This is a genomic window from Hyphomicrobiales bacterium, from assembly GCA_017642935.1.
Classification (GTDB): Bacteria; Pseudomonadota; Alphaproteobacteria; order Rhizobiales; family MH13; genus MH13.
This window is the reverse complement of the sequence record JAEPOK010000002.1, coordinates 1,080,257-1,099,481: the sequence shown is the minus strand read 5'-3', so window position 1 is coordinate 1,099,481 and position 19,225 is coordinate 1,080,257. Positions and strand designations below refer to the sequence as shown.

Below are 19,225 nucleotides of genomic sequence, written 5' to 3'. Positions count from 1 at the left end.
GAGCTTACGAGAAAGCCTCGCGCAAATCGAGCGTGCCGCGCTTACCAATATCGCTGTAATGGGCATCCAAGAACTGCGTTGCCGCCTCGCGTCCAATGTCACGCAAGCGGGCGAAAAACGCCCAACTGGTGTTGAACTTCGATCCGGCACCCAGCGCAGCCAACTCCTCGCTGGCATCGATGCGGTGCACCCGGTTGCGCTGATACTCGCCAGCCTCAAGCTTGCCGTCATCGATCAGGCGATTGACGAAATCGATGGCACGAAACTCGCGCAGCAGCGAGGCATTGAAAGTGATCTCAGAAACCCGCTCCAGAATCTCTTGGCTGGTTTTCGGGGTTTCCTTGCGCTCAATCGGATTGATCTGGATGAGCACAATATCCTCGCATTCCGTCTCGGTGAAAAAGGGATAGAGCGCCGGATTACCGGTGTAGCCGCCATCCCAATAAGGTTCACCCTCAACCTCCACCGCCTGGAAGGCATAAGGAAGGCAGGCCGAGGCCAGCACGGCATCGGCGGTCACATCATCCCGTCGAAAAAGCCGGATCTTGCCTGAATGGACCTTGGTCGCCGCAATGAAGAGCTTGAAATCATTGCATTTGGCAACGCGCTCAAAATCCACCAACCGCTCCACCACATCGCGCAGCGGATTGATGTTGAGCGGGTTCACCTCATAGGGACTGGTCAGCTGCGAGGTGAAGGGGTTCGCCCATGGCGCGAGCGGAAAAAGCTTGGCAAAGGCCTGCGCGCCGCCACCATTGCGCATCGGCCACATCCAAAAACTCAAAAACCGATCAAGCACTTCCTGCTGCTGGTCGGTGACCGAAAACGAGCCGTTGCGCGAGATGGCACGCCAGAAGGTTTCCAGTTTCTCGCGGGCGCCATCCGCGCCACCCTTGCCGTCGGCTCCGCCGTACCAACCATCGGCGAGCGCGACCGCGTTCATCGCACCGGCGCTGGTCCCGGAAATGCCCTCAAAGCCCAGACGCCCATCTTCCAACAATTTGTCGAGCACGCCCCAAGTGAACGCCCCATGCGCACCACCGCCTTGCAGGGCGAGATTGACCATTTTTTTCGATTGCGCCACGTGCCGGGCCTACATCTTCGCCATTACATTGCCGTCCAGCCGCCATCGGCGGGCAGCGCCGCGCCGGTGATCTGCGCGCCCATGTCGGAGGCGAGGAACACCGCAAACGTGCCCATCTGCTCCACCGTCACGAACTCTTTGGTCGGCTGACGGTCGAGCATGACATTCTTGATCACGTCCTCGCGCGACATGTTGTGCGCCTTCATCTGGTCGGGAATTTGGCCCTCAACCAACGGCGTGAGCACATAACCAGGGCAGATCGCATTGCAGGTGCCGCCGCATTCGGCCAGTTCCAGTGCAATCGTCTTGGTGAGACCCACCAGGCCATGCTTGGCCGAGACATAAGCGCTCTTATAGGGCGATGCGGTCAGGCCGTGCGCCGACGCGATGTTGATGATCCGGCCCCACTTCTTTTCCTTCATGCCGGGCACAGCGGCGCGGATGGTGTGGAAGGCCGACGACAAATTGATCGCCATGATGGCATCCCATTTCGACACCGGGAAGTCTTCCACCGGCGCGACATATTGAATGCCGGCATTGTTAACCAGAATATCCACCGTGCCGAGCTTTTCAGTGGCCGTTTCGACCAGCTTCACGCAGGCTTCGCCGTTCGACATATCGGCTTGGACATAGATCACTTCGGTGCCGGTTTCTTCAGCAAGATCGGCGGCGATCTTATAGTCTTCCTCGCGATCCAGATGGCTGTTCAGAGCCACCTTCGCGCCCGCCTGCGCCAGGCTTTTCGCGATACCAAGGCCAATGCCGGAGGTGGAACCAGTGACGACCGCGACGTGGCCGGAAAGATCGAGGGTCAAAGCCATGATGGCCTCCAAATTCATGAGATAGGTTTGGCCGGACCATACGCGCCTGGCTTCATTTTGCAATGCAGCATTGATCCGTCATTCGCGTCATCCTCGCCGGTCCGCGAGCCGCGAGCCTCGCTTCCATGGCGGGGATCTATTCCAACAAATGGAGTCCGGCCCGCCAATGTCTGCCGAACATTCATTGGAATGGATCTCTGTGACAGGCACAGAGATGACGTGTGTCGGCAAACCTCAACTCTTCGCCGGATACGCGCACCAGCCCCGCACCACGCAGGCATGACACTTGGGTGCGCGGGCGATGCAAACCTGTTTGCCAAACTGCAACAGCCAAAAATGCCCATCGCGCTTGGCCCAATCCGGCGAGCGCTCTTCTAGGCTTTGCGCGGTTTGCGCCTCGGTCTTGCCACGCGCCATACCCATCCGGTTGGCCACACGATGCACATGGGTATCAACGGCGATGACATCCTCGCCAAAAGTAAAACTCATCACGATGTCCGCGCATTTGCGCCCAATGCCCGGCAGACTCAAAAGGCCCGCGCGGGTGGACGGCACCATGCCATCATGCTCCTCCAACAAGGCTGCGCAAAATTTGCGGATGTTCCGCGCCTTCATATTGTAGAGGCCGGCCGGTTTGATGGCCTGTGCGATGGCCTCATCCTCCAGCGCCAGCATCGCCTGCGGTGTTTGGGCCAAGGCAAACAATTGCCGCGCCGCCTTGGCTGTGTTGGCATCGCGGCTTTGCGCCGACAGCATGCACGAGATGCAGGAGCGAAACGCGTCCGGCTGACCTTTTGGGCCTTTGGCAGTCGCCGTACGACCGGGCATGGCTGCTTCAAGCGCGCGATAAACGGCCTCCACCTCCTCTTCGGTGAGCAAACGGGTGGCGGTGACGGCGTGCGAGCGTTTGGGCATGGGGGCGAAGATGGCGCGGCGTAATTTCGCTTCAAGCCCGATCACACATCACAATCTCATCGTCACAGGCCCGACCGGTCCAGCCAATCGATCTCGGGTTGGTCGGCGACGAGACCAAACGGATTGTGCGAGCCATCATTGAGGTAGTAACCCCGCCGGATCTCATCAAAATCGACAGTCTGCGCGATGCCCGGTATCTGGAAAATGCGCCGCGTGAAACGCCACAGAGCAGGAAAATCCGTCAGCCGGTAACGGGTGCAGCGGAAATGCGTGGCATACACCGTGTCGTAACGCACCAACGTGGCAAACAGGCGCAAATCAGCTGCCGTGATTGCCTCGCCAAAAAGATAGGTCTGGTTCGACAAGCGCTCTTCAAGCGCGTGCAACGTGGCATAGACGGACGCCGTTGCGTGTTCATACTCATCCTGCCGCTGAGCTTTCCCTGCCCGGTAAACGGCGTTTGAAAGACCATTAAACAGCCTTGGCAGGAATGCGGCCATCTCCTCGGCCAGCTCAGTGGGAAAAAGCCTTGGTTCTGTCCCCGCTGCATCGAACGCTTGCATGATGTCGTCGGAGGAGTTGGAAAGAACGATCCGCTCATGCGCGTCCCAAAGCACGGGAACCGTTGCGCGCCCGGTATAGACCTTGTCTGTCGCCGCATAGAGCTGGTGAATATGGCGAAAATCGACAGAAAGCGGCCCGCGAGGCAGGATCGCATAACCTTCCACGCGCGGCCCGCCAGCCATCTGCAGCGGCATGCGATCGGCGAACCCTTTCAGTTGCCAGGCAAGCATCGCGCCATGCGACCACGGGCAGCTCGACGACGCCACCAGCACGAAACGCTCCGGCGTCTGCGCAAGTGCCGCCAGGACCTCTTGGCCCAACCGCGAGGGCAGCGCGCTCGCCTCCCGCCTGTATGCCCCGTTCTGCATGGTCCGATCAGCATCTTCTTGCCATCGGCCATCAATCAGCATGCCCATTCGCTCAGATCACCTTGTCTCTTGGTTGCGATGCCATCAGACCATCCCTATACCTAAACCATGCTTGATCGACCCGCACCACAGCCCGGTTTGACCGGTTATCTCTCCACCATCCTGCCGCGCCGCAAGAGCGTGCCCGTCAGCGTTGGCGGCGTTGTTGTCGGCGGCGATGCGCCGGTTGTCGTCCAATCGATGACCAACACCGACACCGCCGACATCCGCGCCACCGCGATCCAGGTGGCAGCCCTGGCAAAAGCCGGGTCGGAACTGGTGCGCATCACTGTGGATCGCGATGAAGCCGCCGCCGCCGTTCCGCATGTAAAGGAGAAGCTCGATAAGTGGGGCGTCGACGTCCCATTGGTCGGCGATTTTCACTATATCGGCCACCAGCTTTTGCAGGATCATCCTGCCTGCGCCGACGCGCTAGCCAAATACCGTATCAATCCCGGCAATGTCGGCTTTAAGGCGAAGAAAGACGTGCAGTTCGGCGCGATCATCGAAGAGGCGATGAAGCGCGACAAGGCCGTGCGGATCGGGGTCAATTGGGGCTCGCTTGATCAGGTTCTCCTGACCAAGCTGATGGACGAAAACGCTGACAATGGCTCACCGCTGACCGCCCGCCAGGTGACGCACGAAGCGATGGTCCAATCCGCGCTGCTCTCGGCCGAATACGCCGAAAAGCTAGGGATGGGCCGCGACAAGATCATCCTGTCGGCCAAGGTCAGCCAAGTGCAGGATTTGGTGGCCTGCTACACGGCGCTTGCCGCCCGCTCCGACTACGCGCTGCATCTGGGGCTGACCGAAGCGGGCATGGGCTCGAAAGGCATCGTCGCCTCGTCCGCGGCGCTTGGCATCCTGCTTCAACAAGGCATTGGCGACACAATCCGCATCTCACTGACGCCCGAACCTGGCGGGGATCGCACCAAAGAGGTGCAGGTCGCCCAAGAGCTTTTGCAGACCATGGGCATCCGTTCGTTCGTGCCGGTGGTCGCCGCCTGCCCGGGTTGTGGGCGCACAACAAGCACCACGTTCCAAGAGCTGGCGCAGGACGTGCAGACCATGATCCGCGACAAGATGCCAAGCTGGAAAGAGCGCTATCCGGGCGTTGAGCAGCTCACCTTTGCTGTCATGGGTTGCATCGTGAACGGCCCGGGCGAGAGCAAGCACGCCGATATCGGCATCTCCCTACCCGGCACCGGCGAGCAACCCGCCGCGCCTGTGTTCATTGATGGCAAAAAAGCCATGACCCTGCGTGGCCCCAACCTTGCCGATGATTTTAAGGGTTTAGTTGAGGACTATATTGAGAAGCGGTTTGGGACGGGTAGAAATTAGCACCACCCACTGACGTTATCCTCGCCGCGGCAGCGCAAACCACGCATCAAAGTCCAAAATCACGCCGTCGTCATAGCCATCATCGCTCTTGTACGGAAAATCAGCGCAAGAGCGATCCTTGGTGGCCACCAGTCGCATGCGGGTTGCGGCGATATCCGAACGCCCAGCAATCTCAGACCGATCCAATACCTCGCTCCAGCCATAGACCGTATCACCGGCAAACAGCGGCGCAACATGCCGCCCGCCATTGATCGCCGCCAAATGAAACGCGTTGCCGCAGCCATTGAACGCCAGCGCCCGCGCGAGCGAGATCACATGCCCGCCGTAGATCAACCGCCGCCCAAAGCGGCCTTGCCCTTCGGTATGCTGATTGAAATGCACCTTGGCGGTGTTCTGGTAGAGCCGGGTGGCGAGCATGTGGTCGCTTTCTTCCACCGTCATGCCGTCGACATGGTCGATCTTTTCGCCAACTAGGTAGTCGTCCCAGAAAAAGTCAGATCCTGACAACGCGGCATCCCACTTGGCACTATCCAACGCCGGCACGGCCTTACCCAGAGCAGATGCATCGACCGCGCTTGCCAGGTCCGGCACCTGCGGCTCGGGCGCGACACTGGTTGCATCACGCTTCCGCACCATCACCCAGCGCACATAGGAAAGCACCATTTCGCCACGCTGGTTGGTGCCGGTCGTGCGCACATAGACTGTGCCGGTCTTGCCGTTGGAGTTCTCCTTGACGCCGATGACCTCGCTAACTGAGGCCACCGTGTCCCTGGGATAAACCGCAGCGTGGAACACACCTTCGGCATAGCCGAGATTGGCCACGGCATTGAGCGAAATGTCGGGCACCGTTTTGCCAAACACGGCATGAAAAACGAGCAGATCATCAAGCGGCGCCTGGGGGTAGCCAATCGCCTGAGCAAAGCTGTCAGCCGATTGCACAGCATAGCGCGTGCCGTAGAGCGCGCGATAGAGGCTCGCGTCCCCGGTGGTCAGCGTCAGCGGCGTGGCGTGGTTGAGCACACGCCCGACGGTGAAATCCTCAAAGAAATTGCCCGCATTCGTCTTCGACATGCTTCTGCCAACTCCCAAGCTGTGCCATCAGTTGGGCTGATGTGAACCGCCATGCTGCACTGCGGCAAGGGCGACTTTAGAGTGGCGTGGACCGGGGACGTGTAGAGGATGGCAACTGAGAAGATCTCCTTCGCGACATCCGGCGACGATGGTGATGGCCGCCTATTTGCGCCCGCAGCCGCACGCAACGCCGATGCCATTCTCGCGGCCTTGGTGCCGCACCTGCCAACGTCCGGCATTGCGTTGGAGGTTGCGTCTGGCACGGGCGAGCATGTCATACGCCTGGCCAAAGCCACCCCTCGCCTGGTTTGGCAGCCCACCGACATCGATCCTGAGCGGCTAACCAGCATTGCCGCCTGGACGGCGCATAGCGGCGCTACAAACATCCAGGCCCCGCTCGCCTACAACGCGGTTGAGGAGGCCTGGCCGGGCGCACCGATGAATGTGCTTTTCCTCTCAAACCTCATCCATTTGATCTCGGAGGGGGCGGCCAAACAGCTTCTCACCCATGTAGCAGGCGCTCTGGTGCCTGGCGGGGTTCTTGCGATCTATGGGCCGTTCAAACGCGGTGCGGACTATGCCAGCGAGGGCGATGCAAGGTTCGATGCGGCCATCCGCGCCGAACATCCTGATGCTGGGTATAAGGACATTGGTTGGGTGGAAACTGAACTGTCCGGCCACCTCATGATCAAACACGATACACTCGCCATGCCCGCCAACAACCTCATGACGCTTTGGAGAGCCCCATAATGATCCGGACCGCCGCCTTGCTTCTCGCGCTCAGCGCTTCACCGGCGCTCGCGCAAACGCTGGACGTCATCGCGCTACCCGACGGCATCGACCTGACGATTACCCGCGACGGACAAACCGGCACGCAGGCGTTGGTGGCCGGCGAGACGACGCTGCTCAGCGCCCCGGTGATCACCCGCGATCTGATCGTGACCAATATGGACGGGGAACCGGCCGCCGTCGTGCTCTACGCCGACAATGATGAAGCCGGCTGTGCGCCCGCCGCCTGGGTCGTCACCGTCGAGTTTGGCACACCCTGGGCGCGCGGCCCGATTGGCGACCCATGCCTGCCTTATGTGGCAACCGCCCGTCCGGGCATGGTCACCTTTGTCAGCCAACCCGATTTGGCGCAGCCGGGCGATGCCATCACCTTCGCCATCGACGAACAAATCGTGCGTTTGGGACCAATTGTCTACGCCCCGCAAGCAGGTCGCGGCTGGGATGCCTTGGGTGGCGAAGTCGGCGGCTACAATGATCTCTCGACACTCGATCTTTATGCGGCACAACCTGTCCACGACGCACTATGGGTCGAGTGGCAAGATGAGCTGGCCGTCTTTGCCCGCCATCTGGGCATTCGCACCATTCCGGTGATCGAAGGCGATTTGTTGCTGCAGACTGGCTGCCTGCCGGGACAGTGCGCGTTTGCCATCGGCATGCTCGCCGTCGATCCCGCGCAGGAGGTGGTCTATTCGGCCCTCCTCAATGAAGGCGCACCCGCCATTCGCCCACCGCTTGACGAGTGGAGCCCTGCGGCGCAGGCACTCTATGAACGCTGGGCGGCAGGCGAATTTCGATGACCCGCAAACTGATATCATCCGGCTCGCCGTTCGAAAAACAGGCTGGTTATTCCCGGGCCCTGGTCGATGGCGATTGGGTGTTTGTCTCCGGCACCACCGGCTACGATTATGAGACCATGACCATGGCTGAGGGCGTGGATGCGCAGGCGCGCAACACCTTCGCCACCATTGAAACCGCGCTCCAGGAAGCCGGCGCATCGATGGCCGACATTGTGCGGGTGCATTATTACATCACCAAGCGCGAGGATGCCGCAGCGCTTATGGCCGTCGCCGGCGAGGTGCTCGGCGACATTAGGCCCGCCGCAACGCTCATCATCTGCGATTTGCTTGAAGAGGCGATGCTGGTTGAAATCGAAGTCACTGCCAAACGCCGGCGAGGCTAGTCGACCAGAACCTCAAAGGTAAGCGTATCGATCGCAACGCCATCGCGGATCAACTGAACTTGTCCACGGTATAGGCCGGGCACCACCATTCGCCGCTCACCGGCAAAAGCCGATCGACTGGCCTGATTGCGCGCGAAGGGATCGCTGGCGTGGTCGAACCGACTGCCATCGGGCGTGGTGAACATCAGTGCGAACCGGTCGCCAGTCCGTACATTGATCGCCCATCCCCACGCGACCACGGCATCCGCGCCAGCAAAAAGCGGCAATGGATCGGCCTGCATCAAGGTCGCATGGTCGATCGGGGCAGAAGAAAGGCCGGCCCCAATCAATTGCGTCGATGATTGCGCTGCGTCCAACAGTTCTGGGTCAGCCCACAAAGAGGCGCCAGCGGCCTCGCAACCGCCACCGGCTTGGTGCCCGGAAAACGGATCCACCACCACGCCATCTTTTCGGACGATGAACTCCAGATGCGGGAATTGCGTATTGCCGGAAAGACCGATGGCACCAATTGCCTGCCCCGCCTCAACGGCATCACCGGGCAATACCGAAACGCTGCTGCGTGCCAGATGGCAATATTGCGTTTGCAGGCCGCCAGCATGGTCGATCACGACACCATTGCCGCATTGCTGATCGCCAACCGCCGCGCGGTCGTCGGGCGACAGTGTCAGCCGATCAGCGCTATCGTTGCGGATCGCTCGCACGGTGCCCGCCAAAGCTGCCACAACGGTCCCAGCGTTGCCAAGATCAACGATCTGGGGCGTGCGAATATCGGTGCCGGTGTGACCTTCATAGGAGGCGAAGCCGCAGGCCGCATCGCGCGCGTCCGGTCCAGGATCAAGGTCCACAAACTGCTGAATGAAACAGGTCTCGCCGAGTGTGCACCGAACCGGCCAGCCCAGCCGATCCTCGGCCACTGCAACGCCTGGCCAAAGCATCAGTGCGGCGGCCAGCCAACGTGTCACTTTTTGCCCCGATTGAGGCGCTTGAGCATCGGATCGATCAAGTCCGGCCTGTGATCCATGATAAATTGCATCACCTTACGCCCACCGCCATAGACGAACAGAGATGGGATCCAGAGCCCCTTAGCGCCGAACATGAAACGGGTGAACCGGCTCTGCGGAATGCGGCCGTCCAGCAGGATCAGCCAGACGCCGCGCACCACCAACTCGCCAACATGTTCCCACTTAAACTCGGTCGTGCCGAGCCCAAGCCGCATCCGGTATATGGTCACGCCGTCGGTCGTCGCCAGCGGTGTCCGCAGAAAGATCGCCTTGGCGAACTTATAGCCCGGCCAGATGAATACCGCGCCCAAGGCCAGAAACACCAGCGCCAAAATCGCGGTCAGCGGAGTCGCCTGAGCACTGGGCGTGATGAACATCAGATAGTGCGGCAGCGCAGCCAGCGCCAAGCCCAATGTGATCAAAAACACCGCAAGCACGCCGCCTTTGATGGGCGACACGTAAAGTTCAGTGACCTTGTCTTGCGATGGTTTTTTGTTCAGCTTGGCGTTCATGCCAGCGGCTTAGGACGCGGGCGCTGCGCCCGCAAGCGCCTCTTCGATGATGGGCAGAAAATCTTCTTCAACGTGGCGTGCATCAAAAACGCCGATATGCTTGTGCAGGATCACACCATCGGGCCCGACAATGAACGTCTCCGGCACGCCGTAAACGCCCCATTCGATTGACGCGCGACCGTTGGGATCGACGCCAATGCGATCATAGGGATTGCCGAGTGTCGCGAGAAAACGACGCGCATCCGCCGGCTGATCCTTCTGGTTGATACCGATAATTTGAAACCGATCATCGCGCGACAATTGCATCAACATCGGATGCTCCTGGCGACAGGGTGCGCACCAGCTTGCAAAGACGTTAAGCAGCGTCACCTGCCCCTCGAAATCTGCCGGACCGAAGCCGGGAACACCGCTGTCTTCCAGCGGCGCCAAGATCACGGCCGGTGCCTCTTGGCCGATCAACACCGAAGGGATTTCATTGGCCGGATTACCAAACAGAAGTTGATACCCAAACACGCCACCGAGCGCGAGAAACACCAGCAGCGGCGACAGCGCCAGCCAACTGACCTTGCGCTTGGGCGCAGGGGGCGTTTTTGAGGGCGTTTGTCGGGGTTTCTGCGGCGGCGTCTGCTCGACGGTTTGGTCGCTCATGAGGCATCCTTGGCGCGTGAGACATCCAAGCCCTTGGCTTCCAGCTCAACAAGCTGAGCGTCCAGTGTCTTGCGGTCACGCCAAATCCAAATCGCCAAGCCCGCAAAACCAATAATGCCGGACAACCAGGCAAAAGCGATGAACCCAAAATGATGATCGATCACCATCAGGCTGCACCTCCAGCAGTATGACCACCTGGCACGGCGCTGGAGGGATCAACGCGGCGCGCGGCACGCATCTGCATGGCCCGGATACGGCGACGCTTCAGCTCATTCTCCATCGCGGCAAAGTGCAGGTAGAAGAAGATCAACATGAACCCAACTGCGCAGATGAGCAGCGGATAGAGCATCGCCGGATAGATGGTCGGCCCATCCACGCGGAACACCGAGGCTGGCTGGTGCAGCGTGTACCACCAATCGACGGAGAATTTGATAATCGGCAGATTGATCGCGCCCACCAGCGTGATGATCGCGGTTACCTTGCCAGCCTTGATTGGTTCTTCAATCGCCTGCCAAAGCGCGATGATGCCGAGATAAACCAGGAACAGGATAAGCACGCTGGTCAGCCGCGCATCCCACACCCACCAAGTGTTCCACATCGGCTTGCCCCAGAGGGATCCGGTGATAAGGCAAATCGCAGTGAACGTCGCGCCAATCGGCGCCAAGGCCTTGGCCGACACATCGGCCATGGGATGTTTGAACCCAAGCGTGCCGATCGCTGAAAGCGCCATCATCGAATAGGCCATCATCGCAAGCCAGGCCATCGGCACATGCAGATACATGATGCGGATCGTCTCGCCCTGCTGATAATCCGCCGGCGCCGTGACGAACGCGCCATAGAGCCCGGCGGCCAGCGTAATCAGACCGAGTCCGAGAAGCCAGGGCTTCACAGCACGCGAAAAGCGCATCACCCGCGTTGGATTGGCATAGTCCAGAATGCCCATAAGAGCCGTCTCATCCTGTGATCTGCCAAGGCGCTTAGCATGCCAGTGGCGGGCTATCCAGTTGGGGCTAACCGTCCCCGATCTTCAATGTGGCTGCCGCGCCCAACGTGCCGATCACCGCATAGATGAGGCTGGTTGCCGTCAGTAGCGCAAAAGGCGGCCAAAACGGATCAGGCTCAACGATGGCAGCACGGGTGGCAGCGACACCGAAGATAAGTACCGGAATGGAAAAGGGTAGAATGATGACCGCCATCAAAAGCGCGCCGCGACGCAAGGTCACAGCAAGCGCCGCACCGACTGCGCCCAGGAACGACAGCGCGGGCGTGCCAACGGCAAGGGTCGCCGTCAGCGCGAGGATGGCGCGCGGTTCCAGCGCCAAGAGCAGCGAGAGCAGCGGCGTCACCAAAACGAGCGGCAAGCTCGACCCCAGCCAGTGCGCAATCACCTTGGCGATGACCAAGGTGGAAACAGGGCTATCGGTGAGGCGCAACAGATCGAGCGCACCATCATCCTTGTCCGATTGAAAAAGCCGCTCCAGCCCGATCAGCGTGGCAAGCAGCGCCGCAATCCACATGATCGCCGGACCGATACGCGATAGCAGATTGAGATCGGGCCCAACGCCAAACGGGATGGTGACGATCACCGCCAGAAAGAACAGCGTGCCCGTCAGCGCGCCGCCGCCAACGCGGGTCGAAAGCCGCACGTCGCGGGCGATTAGAGCTCGAAACGCGCTCATGAAACGCCGTCCAGCCAATAGCTCTCGCCATCTTGAACGATGTGGGCGCCGTCGGACTGGTGCGCTGGATAGTCGCCAAGATCGAGTGTCTTGAGGTCCGCCAGATCGAGCTTGGTGTGCGTGGCCGCCATCACGATCCCGCCGGCTTGGCGATGCGCTTCAACCAAGGCCAAGAACCGCGCCGTCGATGCGGTGTCCAACGCTGCCGTTGGTTCATCGAGCAACCAGATCGGACGCGGCGCGACCAGCAGACGAGCCAAGGCGACCCTCCGTTTTTGCCCCTGTGAGAGAATAGCGGCCGGCAAGTCGATCACGTGCTTAACATCAAGTTGGTCGAGCGCGTCCGGAATGCTTGCGCCATGGCCACCGCCGAAATAGTCGATCCAAAACCCAAGATTCTGCCGGACCGTAAGCGCACCCTTCAGCCCATCCTGATGGCCGCCCAAATGCACCAACGCATTGCGCGGTAAATCAGCATCGCCACCTTGCATCGAAACGGTGAGGTCCCCCGCCGTCGGTTCGGCAAGTCCTGCCAACACGCGCAGGAGCGAGGTTTTACCCGAGCCATTCGGCCCAACCAACGCCACGGCGTCGCCGCCAATCAGTGACAGGCAAAGCCCGGCCACCAGCGCCCGCTCGCCGCGCGAAAGCGCCAGCGCGTCCATCACCAATCGTGCGTCAACCCACACAGCATCTCCCGACCATCGCGCCGGAATGGCCGCGACCTTTGTTGCCCTTTGAAAGCCTTATAAAACCGGCTATCTCAAGCGCAACCTGCCAAAATCGGGAACGCAGGAACCAGGTGCAGACCAACAAACCGGATCGACAAGCCGGATTATCCATGGCAGCGCCGGTGAAAACCCGCCAGACACAGTTTTTTGACACGATAGGACGCCGATGTCGCTCGATAGCTTCAAGTCTCGCCAGACCCTGACCGCAGGCGGTCAGACGGTCACCGTCTACAACCCGCTGGAAGCCGAAAAGAATGGGCTTACAGGTGTTTCCAAGCTGCCCTATTCGCTAAGGGTGCTCTTGGAAAACCTTCTGCGCAATGAAGACGACAAGACCGTCACCAAGGCCGACATCGAAGCGATGAGCACCTGGGTTGAGGCCAAGACCTCGACCCAGGAAATTGCCTACCGCCCCGCCCGCGTGTTGATGCAGGATTTCACCGGCGTGCCGGCCGTCGTCGATTTGGCCGCGATGCGCGACGCGATGGTTTCGCTTGGTGGCGACCCGGAAAAGATTAACCCGCTGTCACCAGTCGATCTGGTCATCGACCACTCGGTGATGGTGGATGAATACGGCAATCCACGCGCCTTCCAGGCCAATGTGACGCGCGAGTATGAGCGCAATGGCGAGCGTTATGAGTTCCTGAAATGGGGCCAGGACGCGTTCGACAATTTCCGCGTCGTCCCTCCCGGCACCGGCATTTGCCACCAGGTGAACCTGGAATATCTCGCCCAGGTCGTCTGGACCAAGGACGAGAATGGCGAAACGGTCGCCTATCCCGACACGCTGGTCGGCACCGACTCCCACACCACCATGGTCAATGGCCTTGCCGTGCTTGGCTGGGGTGTTGGCGGCATCGAAGCTGAAGCTGCCATGCTCGGTCAGCCGATCTCGATGCTGATCCCAGAAGTTGTCGGCTTCAAACTGAACGGCAAGCTGCGCGAAGGCGTTACCGCCACCGACCTCGTGCTCACCGTCACGCAGATGTTGCGCAAGCAGGGCGTCGTCGGCAAGTTCGTAGAGTTCTATGGCCCAGGCCTGGCTGATCTGCCGCTGGCTGACCGCGCCACCATCGCCAACATGGCGCCGGAATATGGCGCGACCTGCGGCTTCTTCCCGATCGATGATGAAACGCTGCGCTACATGCGCGTCTCGGGCCGCGATGAAGACCGCATCGCGTTGGTCGAAGAGTACGCCAAGACCTGTGGTTTCTGGCGCGATGACAGCGCCGAACCGGTGTTCACCGCGACGCTGGAACTCGATATGGGCACCGTCGTTGCCTCGCTCGCCGGTCCCAAGCGCCCGCAAGATCGCGTGCTGCTGACCAACGCCACCTCCGATTTCAAAAAGTCGCTGGCAGGCGAGTTTGAAAAATCCGACACGCCAGAGATTGCCGTCAAGGATGCCGATTACAGCATCAGCCACGGCAATGTGGTGATCGCCGCGATCACCTCCTGCACCAACACCTCCAACCCCTATGTCATGGTTGCCGCCGGTCTCGTCGCCCGCAAGGCGCGCGAGAAAGGCCTAGCCAGCCAGCCTTGGGTGAAAACCTCTTTGGCACCGGGATCCAAGGTCGTCTCGGCCTATCTGGAAGCTGCCGGTCTGCAAGAGGATTTGGACGCCCTCGGCTTCAATCTGGTCGGCTATGGCTGCACGACCTGTATCGGAAACTCCGGCCCGCTGGATGAGCCGATTTCCGACGCGATCAATGAAGGCGATCTGGTCGCGGCCTCCGTGCTGTCGGGCAATCGCAACTTCGAAGGCCGCGTGAACCCGCATGTGAAGGCCAACTATCTGGCCTCACCGCCGCTGGTCGTCGCCTATGCCATCGCTGGCACGATGCTCAAGGATGTCACCCGCGAGCCGCTCGGCCAGGATAAGGACGGCAATGACGTCTATCTGAAAGACATCTGGCCGACCCAGGCTGAAATCGCCCATCTGGTTGAGCAGACCGTGACGCGCGAAAGCTTCCAGGAAAAGTATGCCGACGTGTTTGCCGGCGATGAAGCCTGGCAGGGCGTGGAAACCTCCGGTGGCCTCACCTACACCTGGCCGTCCGCCTCAACCTATGTGCAGAACCCGCCTTACTTCGAGGGCATGGGTAAGGAAGCTGGTTCGATCGACAATGTCGAGAAGGCCCGCATCTTGGCGGTTCTGGCGGATTCCATCACCACCGACCACATTTCTCCGGCCGGATCCTTCACCTCTGAAACGCCAGCCGGCACCTATTTGACCGAACGCCAGGTTCCTGCGCGCGAGTTCAACTCCTACGGTGCCCGTCGGGGCAACCACCAGGTGATGATGCGCGGCACGTTCGCTAACATCCGCATCAAGAACCAGATGGTGCCAGGCGTTGAGGGTGGCTACACCAAGCACATCCCGTCGGGCGAGCAGATGCCGATCTTCGATGCGGCGATGAAGTACAAGGAAGAGGGCACACCCCTCGTCGTCATCGCCGGCAAGGAGTATGGCACCGGCTCCTCGCGTGACTGGGCGGCCAAAGGCACCGCGCTTCTTGGCGTGAAAGCCGTGATCGCCGAGAGCTTTGAGCGCATCCACCGCTCCAATCTGGTCGGCATGGGCGTTGTGCCGCTGCAGTTCACCGGCGATGATAGCCGCGAGTCGCTGAACATCACCGGCGAAGAGATCATCTCCGTCGATGGTCTCTCCGGCGAGTTGAAACCGCGTCAGAACGTCAAAGCCACGATCGAGTACACCGATGGCTCGACCAAGGAGATCGAGCTGCTCTGCCGGATCGATACCGAAGTTGAGATCGAATATGTCGAGCATGGCGGCGTGCTGCACTATGTGCTGCGCAACCTCGCCGCCTAAGACCCGCGATCAACGCTGAAACGATAAGCGCCGGGGCGAAAGCTCCGGCGTTTTCGTGTCTGGTCCAAGGGCGCAACCCGTTCCGTTTTATCACTTATTAACAGCCTGGACGTACAACCCTGGGTTGGAGGCACGTCCAATGAGAATTTTGGCCATTACTGATGGATCGATTGCAGCGCTCGACATTATCGAGCCGCTCAACGGCATCGTGCCGATCGACATGCATGTCTTGCCGCATCCGATTCCCAATGAGATCAAGCGCGCCGAAGTCATCGTGCTTGCCTTTGACCATTTCCCGACGCGCTCGCTGGAAAAACTGTTCGATTGGCTGCGCGACCAGGGCCTACGGCGCGCGCCGGTGGTGTTGTGCCTGACGGCTGAGGAGGTCGCCCGTTTTTCCAGTGCCATGCGGCAGATTTCGGCGACCATCGTCTCCGTGCCTGCCACGTCGGACACGCTGCTCGACGCGGTCGAAAAGTGCTATCGGCCATTTCGCGGTTTCCGCCGCCAAGCTTCTTCACCGGCCGCCCGGTCGGTCCAGACGCTGGCCAGCAGCTTTGCTTCCGTGCTCAGCGGAAAAAGACCTCCAGCTAAGGGCACCGTCGACCAGATTGCGGAGGCCGGGTCCGACGTCAGCAAGGTCGTGCGCACCCACGGGCTTGAAAGCTGGATGGCAGCCGTTGGACTGCATCATTCCTATACCGCGCGTCACTGCATGAGCGTTGCAGGCTTTGCCGCCGATTGGGCCCACAAGCTCAAGTTCAGTGACGACGACCAAAAACTATTCACACAGGCTGGTCTCCTGCACGACATCGGCAAGATGAACGTGCCGCTTTCGATCCTCGACAAGCCAACGAAGCTGACCGACGAAGAGCGCGCCATCATCGACCGCCATCCTGACGACGGTCTGGAGATCGTCAATCAGGAGCTCGATGTGAGTCCGATTGTCAAAGACATCATCCATTCTCACCATGAGTTCCTGGATGGTTCGGGTTATCCACGCGGCATCAGAGGCGCTGATATCAGCGATGTCGTGCGCTGCATGACCATCATCGATATCTACAGCGCGCTGGTCGATACCCGCGCCTACAAGCGCGCGATGAGCCCCGATGAGGCCTACCAGATCTTGGTGTCCATGAAGGGTAAGATCGACGAAGAGCTGTTGCGCTCGTTCCGAACCGTGGTCGAATCCCACAAAGCCATGTCCACAGACCCCAGCGTGGCGGCCTAGGCGTCAGCCGGTTACTGGAACCGTCCGCGCTGGCGCATCCGCGTTTGACGCAGTGTCTCCACCAGCATCGCTGTCAGCAGGCCAAACACCAACAATCCGTTGGCCGCTGCAAGTCCGCCGAGTAGGCGCCACTCCACGGGCAGCAGTACATCGCCAAAGCCAAGCGTGGTGAAGACGACCAACGAAAAGTAGACCGAGGCTTCGGTGGTCGGGAAAATTTCCAGCACCCGAAGCGTGAGCGCCCAAATCCAAACCGAAGCCGTCACCATGGCCACGCTCCAAAGCATCGCCAGACAGAGCACAACGGTGAGCTTAGGACCGTGCGGTTGGCGCTCCACCCAGCTATGGGTGTGGTTCAAAAAAGCCTCCAGCCCCCACCAGGAAAGTGCGGCCACGATAGCGGTGAGGATGATAAGGCCACTGCCAAGGATCAACTGAACGACCATGTTGGGACTCTTAGGTCAGGGTCGAAGCGGACCGCAACCTCCATTGCCGTCCGGTCCCTTCTCCAATTGCAAACGCCAACCAAAAAACCCGCCAGGGCGACAGGCGCCAAGGCGGGTTTGGAAAACAGTCAGTCTGGCCTGATCAGAGCCGCCCCACCTTTGTGCATGCCGCGGGTGTCTGGCTCGCATAGCGGTCGCTCCAAAGGAACGGCGCTACGTATGCGCTGCTATGGTGCACGACGCCGAGAAATCAGGGGCTGGGGGCTGGAGGGTCTGATGACCCAGCGCCGCGCTACCAAGCAACATGGGCAATGGAACCCGCCAGTTTGTTCGGTAAAGGGCGCGATCGGGGCTGTTTCTGGGCAATAATGTGGCGCTGTGGATAACACAGAGGAAACGACCAGCGCCGTTTGCCCTCGCTGGTTCCCAATCTCTCGGTCCAGCCAGCGCGAATTGTCGGCTTGCCAAGGGCCAAACTGCCTGAAAGACTCGTTCGTTCAAGATCACACGAACACTGAGATCGTATGACGGACACCACGGACCCATCGCTTCCTGTCGAACTGGACGCTCACCGACAGGCACGATCACCTGCTCATCGCGATGACAAGCGCACCAAAGCCGATCAAAGCACCCACCCTTCTGACGACATCGTCCGCATCGTCACTTCCAACAACGCGCCCCCATCGGCCAGCCAGCCACCGCAGATAAGCTTCAACCGGCGCGAGCTGGACATGATCCTCAATGTCTATGGGCGCATGGTCGCTGAGGGCGAGTGGCGCGACTACGCCATTGATCTGCTCAAGGACCGCGCGGTGTTTTCGGTGTTTCGCCGCGCCGCGGAAGTACCGCTCTACACCATCGAAAAAGACCCAAAAATGGCTCGCCGCCAAGGCGCCTACAAAGTGGTGGCAGCCTCCGGTCAGATTTTGAAGCGCGGCCACGATCTGAAACAGGTCCTCAAAGTCTTCGACAAAAAGCCGAAGTTGGAACTGGTTTAGGCGCCCGACACTTTGGCGTCATAAGCCGCCTATAGCTGCTCCATTACCAGCGGCCGGTCCGGGGCCTGAGGCGCACCGAGATGGATCGCGCGCAGATAGGCCATGAAATCCTCCCACATGGCCGGCCCACCTTCCTCCAACACCTGCGCGCGGATGCTCAGTTCTTCGGTAGCGGGCAGATGGCGCCTGCCCCAAGCGCCAAGCTGGACGATCAGCGGCACAAGCTGGATTGCCTTTTCGGTGAGGCTGAAAATCGCGCGTTGCTTGTGGCCGGGGTCTGGCGCTTTAGTAAGAAGCCCTTCGGCGACCATACTTTTCAGCCGGTCAGCCAGAATGTTCGAAGCAATGCCTTCCAGCGAGTTGGTGAGCAGATCGCGATAGGTGCGGAAATTGCCGAACATGATGTCGCGCATGATGACCATCGTCCAACCGTCACCCAGCAATTCCACCGACAAATTGATCGGACACCCGGACCGTAGCTTCACGCGACACCACCTCGAATCATAAACTGCTTGCATTTTACAATCAGATAGGCGATCTTCAACCGATTGCAAGTCACAAGCAGTTCGAAGGAGGATCGAATGACCTACATTGACGGATTTGTCGCCGCTGTTCCCAAGGCCCGTGAGCAGGATTTCATCGACCATGCGGAACAATCGGCCGCGAGCTTCAAACAACACGGCGCGTTGAAGGTCGTCGAAAACTGGGGCGATGATGTGCCGGACGGCAAGGTCACCTCTTTGCCGATGGCTGTGCAATGCAAGGACGATGAGGTGGTCGTCTTCTCCTGGATCGTCTGGCCATCGCGTGAGGCGCGCAATGCCGGGATGGAAAAAGCCATGGCTGATCCATCGATGAGCCAAGACACCAACCCAATGCCCTTCGACGGCAAACGCCTGATCTACGGCGGGTTTGAGACAGTTGTTGACGTCTGACAGCCAAGAAAAAACCCCGACCGATCGGCCGGGGTT

The 19,225-nt window shown here is 60.1% G+C and carries 22 protein-coding genes; 8 read left to right on the top strand and 14 right to left on the bottom strand.

Going from position 1 to position 19,225, the window contains the following annotated elements; translation table 11 throughout:
• Positions 1-4: 4 nt before the first annotated feature.
• The 4 genes from JJ917_14755 to JJ917_14740 all read right to left on the bottom strand — a co-directional run bounded on the left by JJ917_14755 (position 5) and on the right by JJ917_14740 (position 3,800).
• Positions 5-1,066 (bottom strand): patatin-like phospholipase family protein, encoded by a 1,062-nt coding sequence (locus JJ917_14755; protein MBO6700085.1) that lies wholly within the window; start codon positions 1,064-1,066, stop codon positions 5-7.
• Positions 1,067-1,107: 41 nt separating this feature from the next.
• A complete protein-coding gene (locus tag JJ917_14750; protein ID MBO6700084.1) occupies positions 1,108-1,905 on the bottom strand; it encodes a 3-hydroxybutyrate dehydrogenase in 798 nt (265 codons plus the stop codon).
• Between the two features lie 234 nt (positions 1,906-2,139).
• Entirely contained in the window at positions 2,140-2,820 is a 681-nt protein-coding gene (locus JJ917_14745; protein MBO6700083.1) for an endonuclease III, read from the bottom strand.
• Positions 2,821-2,882: 62 nt separating this feature from the next.
• Entirely contained in the window at positions 2,883-3,800 is a 918-nt protein-coding gene (locus tag JJ917_14740; protein ID MBO6700082.1) for a glutathione S-transferase C-terminal domain-containing protein, read from the bottom strand.
• 90 nt (positions 3,801-3,890) lie between these two features.
• On the opposite strand from JJ917_14740, the gene ispG reads away from it, so the two are divergent.
• The gene (gene ispG / locus JJ917_14735) at positions 3,891-5,132 is read left to right on the top strand and encodes a flavodoxin-dependent (E)-4-hydroxy-3-methylbut-2-enyl-diphosphate synthase (GenBank protein ID MBO6700081.1); all 1,242 of its coding nucleotides are present in this window, start codon (positions 3,891-3,893) and stop codon (positions 5,130-5,132) included.
• A gap of 15 nt (positions 5,133-5,147) precedes the next feature.
• Here ispG and JJ917_14730 read toward each other — a convergent pair whose 3' ends face one another.
• Positions 5,148-6,203: a MaoC family dehydratase gene (locus JJ917_14730; protein ID MBO6700080.1), complete on the bottom strand. Its 1,056-nt coding sequence runs from the start codon at positions 6,201-6,203 to the stop codon at positions 5,148-5,150.
• A gap of 108 nt (positions 6,204-6,311) precedes the next feature.
• On the opposite strand from JJ917_14730, the gene JJ917_14725 reads away from it, so the two are divergent.
• Genes JJ917_14725 through JJ917_14715 form a run of 3 tightly spaced genes read left to right on the top strand, consistent with a single transcriptional unit; the run spans position 6,312 to position 8,172 of the window.
• A complete protein-coding gene (locus JJ917_14725; GenBank protein ID MBO6700079.1) occupies positions 6,312-6,953 on the top strand; it encodes a DUF938 domain-containing protein in 642 nt (213 codons plus the stop codon).
• Positions 6,953-7,789 carry a hypothetical protein gene (locus JJ917_14720; GenBank protein MBO6700078.1) on the top strand — a complete coding sequence of 279 codons (837 nt, stop codon included), beginning with the start codon at positions 6,953-6,955 and terminating at the stop codon, positions 7,787-7,789. The genes JJ917_14725 and JJ917_14720 overlap by 1 nt, the downstream gene beginning before the upstream one ends.
• On the top strand, positions 7,786-8,172 hold the full coding sequence (locus JJ917_14715) for a RidA family protein (GenBank protein ID MBO6700077.1): 387 nt from the start codon (positions 7,786-7,788) through the stop codon (positions 8,170-8,172). The genes JJ917_14720 and JJ917_14715 overlap by 4 nt, the downstream gene beginning before the upstream one ends.
• Here the strand turns inward: JJ917_14715 and JJ917_14710 are convergent.
• The 7 genes from JJ917_14710 to ccmA all read right to left on the bottom strand — a co-directional run bounded on the left by JJ917_14710 (position 8,169) and on the right by ccmA (position 12,677).
• The gene (locus tag JJ917_14710) at positions 8,169-9,134 is read right to left on the bottom strand and encodes a M23 family metallopeptidase (protein MBO6700076.1); all 966 of its coding nucleotides are present in this window, start codon (positions 9,132-9,134) and stop codon (positions 8,169-8,171) included. The two genes, JJ917_14715 and JJ917_14710, sit on opposite strands and share 4 nt — an antisense overlap.
• On the bottom strand, positions 9,131-9,685 hold the full coding sequence (locus JJ917_14705; protein MBO6700075.1) for a hypothetical protein: 555 nt from the start codon (positions 9,683-9,685) through the stop codon (positions 9,131-9,133). The genes JJ917_14710 and JJ917_14705 overlap by 4 nt, the downstream gene beginning before the upstream one ends.
• Positions 9,686-9,694: 9 nt before the next feature.
• The gene (locus tag JJ917_14700) at positions 9,695-10,333 is read right to left on the bottom strand and encodes a DsbE family thiol:disulfide interchange protein (GenBank protein MBO6700074.1); all 639 of its coding nucleotides are present in this window, start codon (positions 10,331-10,333) and stop codon (positions 9,695-9,697) included.
• On the bottom strand, positions 10,330-10,500 hold the full coding sequence (locus tag JJ917_14695) for a hypothetical protein (GenBank protein ID MBO6700073.1): 171 nt from the start codon (positions 10,498-10,500) through the stop codon (positions 10,330-10,332). The genes JJ917_14700 and JJ917_14695 overlap by 4 nt, the downstream gene beginning before the upstream one ends.
• Complete coding sequence (locus JJ917_14690) at positions 10,500-11,276, bottom strand: heme ABC transporter permease (GenBank protein MBO6700072.1); 777 nt, start codon at positions 11,274-11,276, stop codon at positions 10,500-10,502. Before JJ917_14690 ends, JJ917_14695 begins: the two co-directional genes overlap by 1 nt.
• A 67-nt stretch (positions 11,277-11,343) precedes the next feature.
• A complete protein-coding gene (gene ccmB / locus JJ917_14685; GenBank protein ID MBO6700071.1) occupies positions 11,344-12,012 on the bottom strand; it encodes a heme exporter protein CcmB in 669 nt (222 codons plus the stop codon).
• Positions 12,009-12,677: a heme ABC exporter ATP-binding protein CcmA gene (gene ccmA, locus JJ917_14680; GenBank protein ID MBO6700070.1), complete on the bottom strand. Its 669-nt coding sequence runs from the start codon at positions 12,675-12,677 to the stop codon at positions 12,009-12,011. Before ccmA ends, ccmB begins: the two co-directional genes overlap by 4 nt.
• Positions 12,678-12,909: 232 nt before the next feature.
• Here ccmA and acnA point away from each other — a divergent pair, with 232 nt between their 5' ends.
• Entirely contained in the window at positions 12,910-15,579 is a 2,670-nt protein-coding gene (acnA, locus tag JJ917_14675) for an aconitate hydratase AcnA (GenBank protein MBO6700069.1), read from the top strand.
• Between the two features lie 139 nt (positions 15,580-15,718).
• Positions 15,719-16,810 carry an HD domain-containing protein gene (locus JJ917_14670; protein MBO6700068.1) on the top strand — a complete coding sequence of 364 codons (1,092 nt, stop codon included), beginning with the start codon at positions 15,719-15,721 and terminating at the stop codon, positions 16,808-16,810.
• An 11-nt stretch (positions 16,811-16,821) separates the two neighbouring features.
• On the opposite strand, the gene JJ917_14665 is transcribed toward JJ917_14670, so the two are convergent.
• Positions 16,822-17,256, bottom strand: coding sequence for a hypothetical protein (locus tag JJ917_14665; protein ID MBO6700067.1), 435 nt, complete (start codon positions 17,254-17,256; stop codon positions 16,822-16,824).
• Positions 17,257-17,780: 524 nt separating this feature from the next.
• Here JJ917_14665 and JJ917_14660 point away from each other — a divergent pair.
• Positions 17,781-18,254, top strand: a complete 474-nt coding sequence (locus JJ917_14660) for a DUF2794 domain-containing protein (protein MBO6700066.1) — start codon at positions 17,781-17,783, stop codon at positions 18,252-18,254.
• A gap of 29 nt (positions 18,255-18,283) precedes the next feature.
• Here the strand turns inward: JJ917_14660 and JJ917_14655 are convergent, their stop codons facing one another.
• Positions 18,284-18,772, bottom strand: coding sequence for a helix-turn-helix transcriptional regulator (locus JJ917_14655; protein ID MBO6700065.1), 489 nt, complete (start codon positions 18,770-18,772; stop codon positions 18,284-18,286).
• Positions 18,773-18,835: 63 nt separating this feature from the next.
• Between JJ917_14655 and JJ917_14650 the strand changes: the two genes are divergently transcribed.
• The gene (locus JJ917_14650) at positions 18,836-19,189 is read left to right on the top strand and encodes a DUF1428 domain-containing protein (GenBank protein ID MBO6700064.1); all 354 of its coding nucleotides are present in this window, start codon (positions 18,836-18,838) and stop codon (positions 19,187-19,189) included.
• Positions 19,190-19,225: the final 36 nt, after the last annotated feature.

Excerpts from the sequence above, each read along its gene's own strand:
- JJ917_14655 (MBO6700065.1), bottom strand. The coding sequence starts at position 18,772 with ATGCAAGCAGTTTATGATTCGAGGTGGTGTCGCGTGAAGCTACGGTCC.
- JJ917_14755 (MBO6700085.1), bottom strand. The coding sequence starts at position 1,066 with ATGGTCAATCTCGCCCTGCAAGGCGGTGGTGCGCATGGGGCGTTCACT.
- JJ917_14670 (MBO6700068.1), top strand. The coding sequence starts at position 15,719 with ATGAGAATTTTGGCCATTACTGATGGATCGATTGCAGCGCTCGACATT.
- JJ917_14745 (MBO6700083.1), bottom strand. The coding sequence starts at position 2,820 with ATGCCCAAACGCTCGCACGCCGTCACCGCCACCCGTTTGCTCACCGAA.
- JJ917_14660 (MBO6700066.1), top strand. The coding sequence starts at position 17,781 with ATGACGGACACCACGGACCCATCGCTTCCTGTCGAACTGGACGCTCAC.
- JJ917_14695 (MBO6700073.1), bottom strand. The coding sequence starts at position 10,500 with ATGGTGATCGATCATCATTTTGGGTTCATCGCTTTTGCCTGGTTGTCC.
- JJ917_14750 (MBO6700084.1), bottom strand. The coding sequence starts at position 1,905 with ATGGCTTTGACCCTCGATCTTTCCGGCCACGTCGCGGTCGTCACTGGT.
- JJ917_14715 (MBO6700077.1), top strand. The coding sequence starts at position 7,786 with ATGACCCGCAAACTGATATCATCCGGCTCGCCGTTCGAAAAACAGGCT.
- JJ917_14740 (MBO6700082.1), bottom strand. The coding sequence starts at position 3,800 with ATGGGCATGCTGATTGATGGCCGATGGCAAGAAGATGCTGATCGGACC.
- ccmA (MBO6700070.1), bottom strand. The coding sequence starts at position 12,677 with ATGGACGCGCTGGCGCTTTCGCGCGGCGAGCGGGCGCTGGTGGCCGGG.
- acnA (MBO6700069.1), top strand. The coding sequence starts at position 12,910 with ATGTCGCTCGATAGCTTCAAGTCTCGCCAGACCCTGACCGCAGGCGGT.
- ccmB (MBO6700071.1), bottom strand. The coding sequence starts at position 12,012 with ATGAGCGCGTTTCGAGCTCTAATCGCCCGCGACGTGCGGCTTTCGACC.
- JJ917_14690 (MBO6700072.1), bottom strand. The coding sequence starts at position 11,276 with ATGGGCATTCTGGACTATGCCAATCCAACGCGGGTGATGCGCTTTTCG.
- JJ917_14665 (MBO6700067.1), bottom strand. The coding sequence starts at position 17,256 with ATGGTCGTTCAGTTGATCCTTGGCAGTGGCCTTATCATCCTCACCGCT.
- JJ917_14650 (MBO6700064.1), top strand. The coding sequence starts at position 18,836 with ATGACCTACATTGACGGATTTGTCGCCGCTGTTCCCAAGGCCCGTGAG.
- JJ917_14725 (MBO6700079.1), top strand. The coding sequence starts at position 6,312 with ATGGCAACTGAGAAGATCTCCTTCGCGACATCCGGCGACGATGGTGAT.
- JJ917_14700 (MBO6700074.1), bottom strand. The coding sequence starts at position 10,333 with ATGAGCGACCAAACCGTCGAGCAGACGCCGCCGCAGAAACCCCGACAA.
- JJ917_14730 (MBO6700080.1), bottom strand. The coding sequence starts at position 6,203 with ATGTCGAAGACGAATGCGGGCAATTTCTTTGAGGATTTCACCGTCGGG.
- JJ917_14720 (MBO6700078.1), top strand. The coding sequence starts at position 6,953 with ATGATCCGGACCGCCGCCTTGCTTCTCGCGCTCAGCGCTTCACCGGCG.
- JJ917_14705 (MBO6700075.1), bottom strand. The coding sequence starts at position 9,685 with ATGAACGCCAAGCTGAACAAAAAACCATCGCAAGACAAGGTCACTGAA.